Genomic DNA, 13,488 nt, shown 5'->3' on the forward strand with positions numbered 1-13,488 from the left:
ACTAGACAGTGTTTGTTGTATATGATAAAATTTTGTCAAAAGACTTATTTTCCCCACTTCACACCAGTATTCTTAGCCAGGCTCTCTACAGCGTGGTTTTTTCTGCTACCAGAAAAGCCATGTCACCTGACTAACATGGCGGCTATGCATAGCAGGCAGGGAAAAACGGAAGGCTGTATTGTAAAGGATGGGCATATGGCTGTGAATATCGAGGTTATGACACAGGAAGTAAATGGCGCCGCGGCGCTCACGGAACTCAGGCCCCGGATGCGGCAGCTGTTTACTGGGCTTGCCGGTAAAGACACCGGCAAGGTTGAGGTTATTTTTAACGAAGCCGTTAATAATGCCTTTCGCCAGGGGAGCAAGGTGCGGGTTAAGATTAGCCGCATCGGTGAGAAACTGGTCCTGCGGGTCAAAGATTCCGGCCATGGTTTTGCCGGTAATCTCTTGTTACACTCCTTGTGCAGCCAGGACCTGGATCAGCTGTTTGATGAGCGGTTGATTGACGAAAGGGGCCGGGGGCTGCTAATCATGAAAGCTATGGCTGATGAGGTTTGCTTCAACCATCAGGGCAATGAGATTATGCTGGTAATCAAGCTGGGGTATAATAACTAGACGTTCCCAAAAGTAAATATTTACAAAATACTAATAATGAGGTACAATAAAAAACATAGACGCATGTTGTGAAAACCTGCACTAATATTTTTTGATAATGATCGGCTTCAGATGAATGTAAAGGTATGAAACCGCACCCGGGATATAGTAGATCCCCTTTGCTGTTCATATCTTTTTTGTTTGCAAAAGAGGAAAGGAGGATAGCAGTGTTTGGAGGGCGGTTAAAGACGATCGCTTGTCACCGGGAGAACCGGTGTACTGTATTGGTTATGGGTCATCTGCCGGTAAAAGAATTAGGATGAACAAAGCGTAGGTATGAAACCGACGGTAGTTTGCCGGCGTTTCATGCCTTTTTATTTTAAGGGGGAGAGTGAACTCGTTGTGATAAAAGCCAGGGAAGAAGTATCGAAATTAACAGTCGCCAGATTGGCAGTTTATTATAGTACATTAAAAAAAATGCTGGATGAAAGCGAACAGCTCTGTTCATCGAGTCAGTTAGGTAAGAGAACAGGCATTCCTTCGTCGGTGATCCGCAGGGATTTGGCTTATTTTGGCGGTTTCGGCACTAAAGGGGTCGGGTACGAAATCGAGTATTTATTATCCTGGGTTAGTGAGATTCTGGGGTACAATGGTGTATGGAATGCGGTACTGGCCGGCAGGGGGATCCCTTTCACCGGTGTTAGTAATTATGCCGGTCTGCTGCCGCCCGGCTTTAAGATTGCCGCCGTAATCGATTGGGATAAAAGGAACCATGGTTACAAAATCCCCGGCCTGGAATTGACAGTAAATCCGCCGGGGAATCTAGCCAACTTAATAAAATCGCAGGCCATAGCCATTGGCTTAATCACCGTGCCGGTAAAGGAAGCCCAAAAAGTGGCGAACTCTATGGTTAAAGCTGGCATAAGAGGAATTGCTAACTTTTCCCCTGTATCGGTATGTGTGCCTGATGGTATTTCATTAAGTCAGATTAATGTAGCATCCTGTCTTAGCCAGCTTTCGTATAATCTGAATAACGGCTTATCGGAGAGCAGCGCTCAATCTCAGCCCATAAATCCATTTGCGTATGCTCTTGGATAATATTTGACAAAATAATTGATTGTACTTGGCAACTGCAGCTTTCTGGATTAGTGAAAGCACGATTTTAATTGGCGTATTATAAAAACATGAATTTTTAGTTATGTTGTTGAGTAGTGATTTTTTGTGTTGCCAAAGTACTGATATAATGTTATTATTTAACAAGCACAGCCAAGAAGGCTGATAATTTTGACTGTTATGTATTATAGCTGAATAATGAGACTAGGGCCATGAAGGTTATAACGGTATGAATACCCGTTACCTTTATGGCCTTTATTTTTGAGGGAGGGGTGTACCCAAAATAAGGAAAAAATTCACAAAGGGTAAAGCCATACACAGATCGTAAAGAGGTGGGAGAAAAATGGCAAACAGGAAACTGCTGGCGGCCGTCATTGCCGCCGGCATACTAATGGCCGGGATGCCGGCGGCGGCGGAGGTTCCGGTATTCAACCTGGAGGAAATAGTGATTCAGGCCGATAGTGTAAAGCAGGAGCAGGCGGACACTACCGTCAATGTCAAAACAGTCAGTCCGGGCAAGGCGTCTACCATACCGGAGCTTTTACGGAATTCGGCCGGTATTGATATTCAGCAGCGGGCCGGCGCCGGTGACAACCAGGATGGCACGGTCAAGCTGCGGGGCTTTGATGCCAGGCGGTATACGGTGCTGTTGAACGGACGGCAAATCAATGCGGCCGGGGTTATGGGCGGTCAGTATGTGGATTGGACAACCATCCCCTTAAACACAGTGGAAAAAATTCAAATCATTAAAGGCGGCAAATCAGCTGCCCATGGCAATACCCTGGGCGGGGTCATTAATATTATCACCCGGGAAAAAGGTATTGACGGGGGTGAGATTAACCTGTTGTCAGGCAGCAACGGCCGCTATGATTATTTATTTAATTATGGCGGCTCTGCAGAAAAACTAAGTTTTAACATTATCGCCAATAAAACCGGGACTGACGCATTTTTGCGGAATAACGACTATGATGCCAAGCAGTACGGGCTGCGGTTGAATTATGATATTACACCCGCGGATAACATTGCTGTTGGTGTTAATAAGACTGAAACCAGGCGTGGTTTTATTATTGCCAATACACCGGGGCCGAATTTTGATCCAAGATTTCCAATTAGTGATGGGGAGTCGCTATCTCCGGGTTTTTCGCCGACTTATCAGTTAAACCCGGGTGCCTACTGGGAAAAAAATAATACTTATTATGATTTTGCCTATAACCATAAAACGGCGAGCGGCTTTTGGAAAGTGGATTACTGGAAAAATGATGAAAAACGGCGCGAAGTCAATTATAATGCAGCCGGTACTGCCATTGAACTGGATCGTACGATTGTGAGCGATCAGTCCGATAATTTTGGTTTGGCCGGTCAGACGGAAATTAACGGCCATACCATCGGCTACGGCGGGGAATATAAACGCTTGCGGTACGGGGCCGGCTATTATGATAAGCGGGCCGGCAACACTGACGCAATATATCCTTCTCAGAAGATGGATGTATGGGGCGCCTATGTTGATGATACGTTTAAACTGGATGACCGCTGGTCGGCTTATCTGGGACTGCGCTACGATAAGCTGTCAGCCAGGCAGGATGATGCGCGGGCCACGGCTATGCGCGATTATGACGCCGATGCATTCTCACCGAAAATGAGCCTGTCTTTCCGGAATAATGAGGCCACTACTACCTTTATATCGGTCAACAGGCTGTGGCGGGCCCCGTCAATGGCCGAATATTACTGGTGGTCCCAGAAATATAATGCCAACACCGGCCAGGACATAGCTAATCCCGGTTACCACAAACAGCTTAAACCGGAGAAAGGCTACAGCTATGAAATAGGCGCCGAACACAAGGTCAGTGCTAAATACAACACCAAAGCTACGCTATACTATCAGGACATCAATGACTATATTAACTTCCAGCATGTAAACCCATTCTGGTGTTATAACATAGACAGCGTTAAAGTCTGGGGCGCTGAATGGGAGAATGTCTACAAATTTGATGACATCAATGCCGTGCTGTTTAACTATACCAGCCAGCATACCGACAAGGTCGGCACAAGCCTTACCAATGCCGGTTTGTCCGGTGAGCTTGACTACCGGCCGCGTCACAAAGCCATGCTTGCTTACCATTATGATGCGAAGCCCTGGCAGGTACGGTACAGCATACACTTTACAAGCTCCCAGAAAGCACTTTATAATAATACCACACTGCGCGAGATCGGCAGTTATACTACCCACAACCTGGCGGTTGTCCGGGAGCTTGACAAGACAAGAAATGTCAGCTTCTATGTAGATAATATTTTTGACAAGCAGTATGTGGAGCAGATTGGCTATCCGCTGACCGGGCGCTCCTATTATGTCAGCCTCACCCAAAAAATCTAAGCCAAAGTGAGGAGGCGTACCCATGACCTATACCCATAAATTATTCAGTGTGGCCATGTTTATTACCCTGGGCATAACCATGCCGATAGCCTTTCATTTCTTCGGCGGGGCCGGGCAGATGTTTCTGCCGATGCATATCCCGGTGTTGGTGGCCGGACTGCTGCTGGGCTCACAAGGGGGTCTGGCTGTGGGTCTGCTGACGCCGGTGATCAGCAGCCTTGCTACCGGCATGCCGCCGCTCATGCCGATGCTGCCGATTATGGTGATAGAATTAAGCGTTTACGGGGCTGTGACCGGGTACCTGTACCGGCAGCGCCGGCTGCCGCTGGTGTGGTCGCTGATCGGGGCCATGCTGGCCGGGCGCATAGCCGCTGCCTTGCTTATCGCCGGTATGGCGGCCATGCTGGCAGTCAATATGAAACCGCTGCCGTTTATTATTGCCTCTGTTACTACCGGCTTACCGGGGATGGCCATTCAACTATTTATTGTCCCGCTGCTGGTCAAAAGACTGGAAGCCGCTTCCGGGGCGTACAGGCAGGTGAAATCATGAGTAATGAACGGGATTTTTTTGATAAGATTGCCAGCCAGTGGGATGACACCCGGCTGGCTGATGGGGAAAAAATTACGCAGCTTATTGAGCGGATTGGTTTAGAACCGGGGTTTAACGTATTGGATGCGGGCAGCGGCACCGGCGTCTTGCTGCCATTTATTAAACAAGCGGTCGGTGCGGCCGGTGCGGTGACGGCCGTTGATTTTTCCGCTAATATGCTGGCCAAGGCGGAACTGAAATATGGAAGTCTTGGCGGTATTACTTTCACCGTTGCCGATATTATGGAGTTTGTGCCGGAACGTTTATTTGATGCCGTGCTGTGTTTTAATTTTTTTCCTCATATTAAAGATAAGCCGCTGTTTATGGCCCATATGCGCAAGCAGCTGCGGGCCGGCGGATCGCTGGTTATTATGCATGACATCTCCCGCCAGAAGGTTAATGCCGTTCATCAGGGCAGCGAAGCAGTCCGGGAGGATCGCTTGTCCCCGGCAGAAACGGTATGTGACATGCTGCGGGCAGCCGGGTATCAAATTGCCGTGGCTATTGATGCCGATGACCGCTATTTTATCAAGGCTGTGAAGGAGTAGAAACTGCTCTTTCCTTTTTTTGTTAAGCGGGCGTGTCGCTTTGCGTTTTTTAAAAACGTTTTGCGACACGCCCTTTGCATGTTGCCGGAGACGGTGTGGGATTGTGGCCGAGCGTGCCTGGAACCTCTGCGTCAATGGACTGCCTGTTCCGATGCCTCTTTTGTCACTGGCGCGGCTTGGAGTGTAGACGGTGGTATTACTGCCTGTTAAAAGTATAGCCTGTCGATAAACAGCATTTATCGACAGGCTATGCCACAAGGTGAAAAAAGATATGAATGGTGATGATTTACCGGGTCAATTTCCCTGAATTCATACTTATGGATGTTTTTGTAATAGGATAATGGTTCCCCGTCGATTAGTGTCATTTCCCGGGAAATAGTTGAACGTTTAATGACTGATAATATGGCTGAATCTGTCATAAAGTAGTTTTATACCTGCCACCACATAATCCCCACCGTAGTTTCTGCGGTATCGGCACAATAGCCGTCAACAGCGATGCTTGCTAACAGTTTACGGATGGTGCTTTCCGTGTCGGGGCCGGTTACACCCATTACGGCAAAATATTTTGTGTAATGGTCAATGAGATAGGCAAGCGGTTCCTGATTGGTTTGCCCGTAAGTAGTGAAGGTCAGGTTGGGGCGGTAACCTTCCTGATACAGAATGTTAAGCGGATAAATGATATCAAACGATGGTCCCGGTGCCGGTTCCTGTAAGAGGTTTTCCCATAATAGCCGGCGCAGAACCAGGTCATGCTTGCCGGCAAAGCCGATCAGGCAGCAGGCTCTGCGGGCCACTTTCGTCATCTTCATCAAACTGTCATAGTTATTAATGGCCGGACTTTTGGCCGCAAAGGCTATGTCATAGGCCGGCTCGGGCGCAATATCCTGCCAGTCGGCCAGCAAGGGCGTGATATTTTCCTGCACGCCGCTGCTGATTGCCTGCGTGGTCAGTGCCTCAAGCATACCACTGGCGGTGTCCAGGCCTGTCACCTTGACACCATAAGCTGCCAGGGGCAAGGCGTAGGTGCCGGGGCCGCAGCCAATGTCCACCAGGCTGTAGCCGGGCTTAATTGCGCCCTGGGTAACTAAGCCGTCAATAATTCCCTGGTGCACCTCTTTGTTTGCTTCGTTATGAGCAGCATAGCGGCTGGAGTAGTAGCTCCAGTATTCTTGCCAAAGCTTGGGGTCAGGCCGCCGCCGCCCGGCTTTTTTACTGCTGTCCTGCCAGGCCTTGTCCCAAAACTGCGCATTATACACGTTTACCATCCCCGGCTGTATTCTTCGGTACAGGCTAAACAGGCAATTTTGCCATCGCGCAAGCGGGCCCGGGCTTCCATAACTTTTTCACCACAATACGCACAGATGACAGAGTTAAAGATTTTGGCTTCCGGCGGCAGCGAAAGCTCGACATCGGTAATTTTAAACAGGTCTGCCACAGGGGTAGCCAGCAGCCGGGCGATCCGTTCCTCCTGAATTTTTTGCCAGGCAGACTCCTGCTCGGCTGTGGCCTTGCCGCTGAACACGGCGTTTTTAAGGCGGTCCTGTTCCGGGGATAATGGGCTGATCTCACCGGTCACGGCAACCCGTACGGCTTTGCCTGTCTGACGGTTGCCAATCGTATAGGCCTGCTTGCCATGATCTTTGTAAATCAGATTGCCTTTGCCGATGGTACAGCCCAGCAGGACTTGTACTGCGTCAATACCACAGCCGTCAGACTCAACAATGGCAACAAGCTCTTCGTCAGCGGCCCGGGTTCCATTAAGCCGCGCAAGGGCAGCTTTGGCGGCAAGATAACCAATGGTAAGCCCCGGGCAGCAATGGCCGTGGAATTCGATAGCCTTCTGAAAATCTGCAGGTCGGTCAGTCATTTTATCTACCTCCCAGGCAATGTCTGCAATGCAGCGTCGATTTTACTTGGAATTTACGGATTAAATTAAGGCTTCAGACCTTATTTTGAACTTGTGCAAATTACCTATATTATCAGTTATTTAAATAAAAGTGTCAAACACTAAATGCTCTTAATTTACAAATATTGCAGATATTTTGCATAATTAATTGACAGGGTTAGTGAATTTTGGTACAATTCAAGGTGTTAAAGATAGTTGAAACTATCTTTTGTCGTAGAATGCGACAGGATCTGGGATTGCTATAATCTTTATATTTACTAGGGATTTTATATAACAGCCATGAAGGCTCTGCTGGCCGCAGTTGTCTTGATGGTTGATTTATTTTTAGCAAGTATTGGCTCGCGGTCAAAACGAAAGGAATTTTCAATTTATTGCCGAATTAAACATTCAATCGTCCATTTTTGTGGAAGGTGGTAGGGTCTGTATGGTAATTGCAGTTATCGATGGTATGGGCGGGGGGCTTGGTGTGCAGCTGGTGACGCAGCTTACATCACAGCTGGGACAAAAAGCAGATATTATTGCCCTGGGGACCAATGCACTGGCGACCAATAATATGGTACGGGCCGGAGCGATGCGGGGGGCTACCGGTGAAAATGCCGTGGTTGTTTCCATACGCAAGGCGAACATTGTGGTAGGTCCGATTGGTATTATAATTCCTAATTCCTTAATGGGGGAGATCACCCCCAAGATTGCCGAAGTAATCGCCTCTTGTGACGCGCATAAGGTATTGGTGCCTGTAAATCAAAGCCATTTTGATATTGTTGGCCTTGAAAGCCGGCCGCTGGTGGTGTCTATCAAAGAAGCCATTGCTAGGGTAACCGAGCTTGTGCAAGGCAAGACCTGGTAGCCTTGTCACCGGCAGGTATTATTCCTGTAAAAAAACAACCCGGCTGAGTGCCGGGTTGTTTGCAATGGTGCCACTGCCTGCAAGTGAGTGAGGTGAGTCTGTTATTCCAGTATTGTGGCTTTGCGGTCAGCCCGCCACCACAGTACGCCGATGGTGGAGTTAATCAGTTCGGTGCAGTAATCCTCAACCGCCCGGTTCGCCAGGAATTCAGTGATCTTTACTGATGTTTCCGGCCCGTCCAGACCAAACAGCTTGAAGTAGCTGGTATAGTATTCGATCATGAAAGCCAGTGTCTCCCGGTAGCGCTGGCGGTAGCTGTAGAATTTAATATTAGGCAGATACCGGTCCTGATACAGGATATTAAACGGGTACTGGATATCAAATGCCGTCTGCTCCGGCGGAGTGCCGATCAGGTGCTCCCATAACAGTGTCCGCACTTTGATATGATATGTACCGGCAAAGCCGATCAGGCAGCAAGTGCCCCGGGACAGCTCATTCATTTTCATTAAGCTGTCATAGTCGTTAATAGCGGTGGTATTGGCGGCAAACACCACATCATAAGCGGGTTCGGCCGGCAGGTCCAGCCAGTCGGCCTGGAGGGGGGTAATCCGGTCCGAAATTCTGTCGTGATTCGCCTCAGACTGCAGGACAGACAGCATTTGCGCGGCTGTATCCAGACCGGTTACCTGTTTGGCCCTGGCGGCCAGCGGCAAGGTAAAAGTACCGGCCCCGCAGCCAATGTCAAGCACTGTGCTGGCCGGGGTTATCACGCCGTCGTCAACTAAGCCGTCAATAATTGCGTTATATATCGGCCGGCTTTGGCGGTTGCGCAGGGCATGCTGCTCGGCAAAATCATTCCAAAACTGCTGCCAGCCTTGTTTATTGCCATAACTTGGAGCCTGATGGGAACTCTCACGCGCTTCCTGCCAGGCCTCAGTCCAAAACTTGGTGTTGCACATGGTTGTCATCCTTCCTGCTATGTAAAATTTGTAAAAAGACCTGTTGGTGCAAATCTCTTGAGGATGCCCGCAAAAGCCTTGGCAGTTCCAGGCATTACCGACATGGCTGAATTTTGTGATAATGTAAAAAAAGCATGAAGTCCAAGGGTGTTTATCCTTGGGTTTCATACCGGAATAATTGAATCTTCATGATTCAAGTCATTAAGTTAAATATAAATTGTTTTGTAGTAATTGTCAATTAGCAACAGCATTGCTGTACGGCAATAAGAATAAATTAGCAGCCATTACGGCAATATACTAAGTTGTTGACACAATTTACGGGAAAGCTTATACTAAAATTAACTAATTAAATACGGCGAGTTGGGTGCCCTAACGGGGCTTAATAGGGAAGTCCGGTGAAAAACCGGCGCGGTCCCGCCACTGTAACGGGGAGCAAGCTTAAGATATACCACTGGGATATCAGTCTTGGGAAGGTTTAAGCAAGCTACGATCCGGAGCCAGGAGAACTGCCTAGCTGACAATCACCGTTTTTTTACCCACGAGGTATGGGGAGGGGATTACAGTAGACGCTGGGTTACAGGCTCGCGGCGTCGCTTGAATTCGCTCCTGGTCTACGTGTACCAGGAGCTTTAATTTGGCATACTGTTTTTACTACTCCCGGCTTAAGCAGCGGGAGTTTTTTATTTGGAAAAATAACAAGCCGCCAGCTTATTCAAAGCTGTGCTGCCTGTTTTATCAATGTACTGAAGTGGAAACATCAGGTAGGCCTTATAAATACAGCTAACCATAAAGGCGGTGTGCACGAAGATGGACTTTACCACCCAGGACAAAGGCATGTTGCAGTGCGTTTATGAAGAGTGGGGACAACGGGAGGATTTTAATTTTTATTTGTCGATCCTGTCCCATCAGTTTAATTTTGTATTTAATCATTCCGCAAGGGTGGCCTGTTATGCTGTGATGCTGGCCCGGGCAGTTGGCTGTCAGGATACTGAGATTGTAAACATCGGCGCAGCGGCTCTGCTGCATGATATTGGTAAAATAAACGTGCCGATCAAGGTCTTATACAAACAGGGTACTTATGATCCCTATGACCGCAGCGAAATGGAGCGCCATCCGGTCTATGGCAGCCAGATGCTGCTGCGGTCCCAAGAACTGCGGGCGCTTACTGCCGGGGTACTGCATCATCACGAGCGTTATGATGGCAGTGGCTATCCCCATAAGCTCAAGGCCCTGGAAATTCCCCTGGCGGCCAGAATCATTCATGTTGCTGAAGCTGTTGACGTTATGACAACAATCCAGAATTATCAGCAGCTAAGAAGCTGGGACGAAGCTATGGACGAACTGGAGCGGGGGGCTGGCAGTCAGTTTGACGGGGTCCTGGTAAATGCTTTTTCGACATTAGAACCGGAGAGCTTTGCTGCCAGCCGGACGAGTACCGGCGAGGCAGCGGGCCAGGAACAGCAGCCGCCGCTTTTATCTGCCGGCAGTGTAGGCCTTTACCTGGAGAATATAGCAAATTTAGGCGTTATTTGTTTGAATAAAAACAATACAGTGGTATTCTGCAATGCTTATGCGGAGCAGCTGCGGCAGCTGCCTGCAGGTACTTTAACAGGCAAAAACTTTTTAGACAGTTATCCCCCACACCGGCGCGCCATGCTGGCAGACAAGCTGGAACAGTTGCGGTCTGGAAAAATGAACGAATGGTATCGCCTGATGGGCCGGAACGGGCGGTTTATAGAAAACCGGTATTCCCGAGTGACTGATGGCAGCGGCAGGTTTATCGGCACTGTTCTGGTCACAATTGATGTGACTAAGCGGGAGAAAGTGGTTCGCAGCCTGCAGGCAGCCCGGGAAAGGCAGGCCGCTTTGTATCAGGCAGCCCAGATTATCACCTCAGCGTTAAGTATGGCCGAGGTTATAGAAGGTATCCTGCAGATTATAAAACAGACGATGGCTGTTAACAAGGCGGAAATTCAGTTATTAAACGAAAATAACGACAATATCCCCGCCGTGCATACGCAAGCCTACCGCCGCAGTGAACCGGCTGCCTGCCGGCAGGATTACCGTGAAGCGGCCAGCCAGGTTTATAATACTTTGCGGACCGTCATGGCTGCTGATGAAAAGAATGGGCTGGAAAAATATTATGTTCCACTTATTTACAGATGTGATCTATTGGGGATCTTATATATTGAAAGAAACACTGCAGGCGAGGATTCGCAGGAACGGCTGGAGCTGCTGGAGACCTTGGCCGGCCAGACTGCGATTGCGATCAGAAATGCCCGGCTGCTCGAGGAAGTACAATATCTGGCTGAGTATGATAATTTGACCGGCTTATTGAACCGCCATTCCTTTGACCGTTTTTATGCAGAGCAGTGCCGGCAGGCCGCAGGACAGCCGGTTACGCTGTTGATGATTGATATCAACGGCCTGAAGCTTATCAATGACAATTACGGGCATGTGGCCGGTGATATGCTGATTAAGGCTGCGGCTCAGGTTGTGAAAAACAGTATCAGCAGCGACGACCGGGCATTCCGTTATGGCGGTGATGAGATTGTTGTCCTGCTGCCAGGGGTTTCTATCCAGGAAGCACAGATTATTATTAAGCGGATCCTCCGCAATAGCAAGTGGTGGAAACCGGGCATTACAGCTAACCCTTATGCCGACCTGACCCTCAGTATCAGTATTGGTGCCGCCGGGAGCAGTGAAGTCAGTATGGACTGCCTGGTTCAGGAAGCCGATAAACGCATGTATGAAAGCAAGCGCCTTTATTATAAGTCGCTTGATATTAAGTGAGGGCTGCGTTGGGCGTGGCGGGCAGACCGATACATTGCAGGACGCAGTGGGGAAGCAATAAATTAAGAATAGAGTGATAATTCAGGGCAATCCTTTTTTAAGGATTGACAATCATTTCTTGAGATGTTATGCTAATTTCCAGAGGACAACTTCATAGGTTTGAAATAGGTGCCTAAAGGCTTAATAGGGAAGTCCGGTTCGATGCCGGCGCGGTCCCGCCACTGTAACGGGGAACAAGCTTAAGATATACCACTGAGCATTTTGTTTGGGAAGGTTTAAGTGAGTGATGATCCGGAGTCAGGAGAACTGCCTATTTGACAATCGCCGTTTGTTACCCACGAGGCATGGGGAGGGGATTACAGTAGACGCTTGTAACAATAGCGTAGCTGGCTTAGTTCGCTCCTGGTTAACACCCAGGAGTTTTTTTATAAAGCTACTGTTTATTACTCCCAACTTTAACGGTTGGGAGTTTTAATTTAATGACATTCTTCTCAACGCTCCTTTTTGAATTGCGCATTGGCGCGGGTCTCTTGCAGACCTTCCTTTTTACAGTTCTACTTTCATAATAAATAATTTTATTTCGGCGAGGAGGCTGCCTATGGGGCAATAAACAGAATTGGGGAGGATTTTCTCCAGCCATTGGCTTTGTAAAAATTTAAAGGAGTTGTTCTATTTATGAAAAAGATTTTTTCTTTGTTTACCACGATTTGCATGCTGGCTGTATTTGGCTGTGTCAGCCTGATCCCGTCGCTGGCTGCGGCTGCACCGGCCCCTGCAGGCAAGAAGGCCATTCTGGTGGTAAGTTTTGGTACAACCTACCACGACACGTTGAAAACAACTATTGAAGCGGTTGAAAACAAAATACGGGCTGAATTCCCTGATTATGAAGTGCGCCGGGCATTTAGCTCCCGGATTATTATCAAAAGATTAGCCGAACGGGACGGTATCCAGATTGATACTGAGAAACAGGCGCTTGACCGCCTCAAAGCCGAAGGTTTTACTGAGGTTATTGTCCAACCTATGCAAGTTACCGCTGGTGAGGAATATGAGCTGATTAATGGCGTGGTGGCTCATGCCAAGGCGGCTAAGGCCTTTGAGAAGATTGCAATCGGCAGACCGCTGCTTTACTATATGGGACAGGAAGACACCACTGATGATTATCTGGCCGTAGCCAAAGCATTGGAAACCCAATACCCGAAACTGAAAAAGAATGAAGCTGTTCTGCTGCTGGGTCACGGCGGACTCCATCCGGCAACGGCAACCTATCCTGCTCTGCAGCAAAAACTGCAGGATGCAGGCTACAAAAATGTATATGTTTATACGGTAGAGGCGTATCCGACTCTGGAAGGAACAATCGATAAGCTGAAAGCCAATAAAATTAAAAAAGTGACCCTGATGCCGCTGATGCTGGTAGCTGGCGACCATGCCAACAACGACATGGCCGGTGACGAAAGTGATTCGCACAAAAGTCAGCTTCTTGCCGCTGGCATTAAAGTTGACACCTATCTCCACGGTTTGGGCGAAAACGCAGAAATCCAGGCTATCTATGTTCAGCATGTAAAAGACGCGATTGATGAACTTAATAATCCTGAAGCTGAAGCACATTAAAAACAGGTAAAAATGACACATCTCCGATACTATCGGAGATGTGTTTTGTTTGAAGAACCTGAAAAAAGTATAAAATAATACTCCTGTGAGATTTTGTATTAGCAATGCAATCAAAAAAATGAGAAGATTAAGTATTATTGGAATATATGCAAAATCCCGC

At 48.2% G+C, this 13,488-nt stretch carries 11 protein-coding genes and 2 riboswitches; of the genes, 8 read left to right on the forward strand and 3 right to left on the reverse strand.

The window, feature by feature from the left end:
- Positions 1-135 precede the first annotated feature (135 nt).
- The 5 genes from ACZ481_RS03910 to ACZ481_RS03930 all read left to right on the forward strand — a co-directional run bounded on the left by ACZ481_RS03910 (position 136) and on the right by ACZ481_RS03930 (position 5,215).
- Positions 136-615: an ATP-binding protein gene (locus ACZ481_RS03910; RefSeq protein WP_464768867.1), complete on the forward strand. Its 480-nt coding sequence runs from the start codon at positions 136-138 to the stop codon at positions 613-615.
- 315 nt (positions 616-930) lie between these two features.
- Positions 931-1,692 carry a redox-sensing transcriptional repressor Rex gene (locus tag ACZ481_RS03915; RefSeq protein WP_464768868.1) on the forward strand — a complete coding sequence of 254 codons (762 nt, stop codon included), beginning with the start codon at positions 931-933 and terminating at the stop codon, positions 1,690-1,692.
- Between the two features lie 358 nt (positions 1,693-2,050).
- Positions 2,051-4,078, forward strand: a complete 2,028-nt coding sequence (locus ACZ481_RS03920) for a TonB-dependent receptor plug domain-containing protein (RefSeq protein WP_464768869.1) — start codon at positions 2,051-2,053, stop codon at positions 4,076-4,078.
- A 22-nt stretch (positions 4,079-4,100) separates the two neighbouring features.
- Positions 4,101-4,628 carry an ECF transporter S component gene (locus ACZ481_RS03925; RefSeq protein WP_464768870.1) on the forward strand — a complete coding sequence of 176 codons (528 nt, stop codon included), beginning with the start codon at positions 4,101-4,103 and terminating at the stop codon, positions 4,626-4,628.
- Positions 4,625-5,215 (forward strand): class I SAM-dependent methyltransferase, encoded by a 591-nt coding sequence (locus ACZ481_RS03930; RefSeq protein WP_464768871.1) that lies wholly within the window; start codon positions 4,625-4,627, stop codon positions 5,213-5,215. Before ACZ481_RS03925 ends, ACZ481_RS03930 begins: the two co-directional genes overlap by 4 nt.
- 428 nt (positions 5,216-5,643) lie before the next feature.
- Here ACZ481_RS03930 and ACZ481_RS03935 read toward each other — a convergent pair whose 3' ends face one another.
- Both ACZ481_RS03935 and ACZ481_RS03940 read right to left on the reverse strand, forming a co-directional pair.
- Positions 5,644-6,480: an SAM-dependent methyltransferase gene (locus ACZ481_RS03935; RefSeq protein ID WP_464768872.1), complete on the reverse strand. Its 837-nt coding sequence runs from the start codon at positions 6,478-6,480 to the stop codon at positions 5,644-5,646.
- Entirely contained in the window at positions 6,474-7,082 is a 609-nt protein-coding gene (locus tag ACZ481_RS03940; RefSeq protein ID WP_464768873.1) for an FmdE family protein, read from the reverse strand. The genes ACZ481_RS03935 and ACZ481_RS03940 overlap by 7 nt, the downstream gene beginning before the upstream one ends.
- A gap of 463 nt (positions 7,083-7,545) precedes the next feature.
- On the opposite strand from ACZ481_RS03940, the gene ACZ481_RS03945 reads away from it, so the two are divergent.
- Positions 7,546-7,968, forward strand: coding sequence for a DUF3842 family protein (locus ACZ481_RS03945; protein ID WP_464768874.1), 423 nt, complete (start codon positions 7,546-7,548; stop codon positions 7,966-7,968).
- A gap of 101 nt (positions 7,969-8,069) precedes the next feature.
- On the opposite strand, the gene ACZ481_RS03950 is transcribed toward ACZ481_RS03945, so the two are convergent.
- Positions 8,070-8,927, reverse strand: coding sequence for a class I SAM-dependent methyltransferase (locus ACZ481_RS03950; RefSeq protein WP_464768875.1), 858 nt, complete (start codon positions 8,925-8,927; stop codon positions 8,070-8,072).
- A gap of 345 nt (positions 8,928-9,272) precedes the next feature.
- Positions 9,273-9,455, forward strand: a riboswitch (cobalamin riboswitch).
- Between the two features lie 306 nt (positions 9,456-9,761).
- Here ACZ481_RS03950 and ACZ481_RS03955 point away from each other — a divergent pair.
- Together ACZ481_RS03955 and ACZ481_RS03960 are read left to right on the forward strand one after the other, a co-directional pair.
- On the forward strand, positions 9,762-11,720 hold the full coding sequence (locus tag ACZ481_RS03955) for a diguanylate cyclase domain-containing protein (protein ID WP_464768876.1): 1,959 nt from the start codon (positions 9,762-9,764) through the stop codon (positions 11,718-11,720).
- A gap of 149 nt (positions 11,721-11,869) precedes the next feature.
- Positions 11,870-12,048, forward strand: a riboswitch (cobalamin riboswitch).
- Between the two features lie 347 nt (positions 12,049-12,395).
- Positions 12,396-13,328, forward strand: coding sequence for a sirohydrochlorin cobaltochelatase (locus ACZ481_RS03960; protein ID WP_464768877.1), 933 nt, complete (start codon positions 12,396-12,398; stop codon positions 13,326-13,328).
- The last annotated feature ends 160 nt before the right edge of the window (positions 13,329-13,488 follow it).

Source organism: Sporomusa intestinalis, assembly GCF_055383785.1.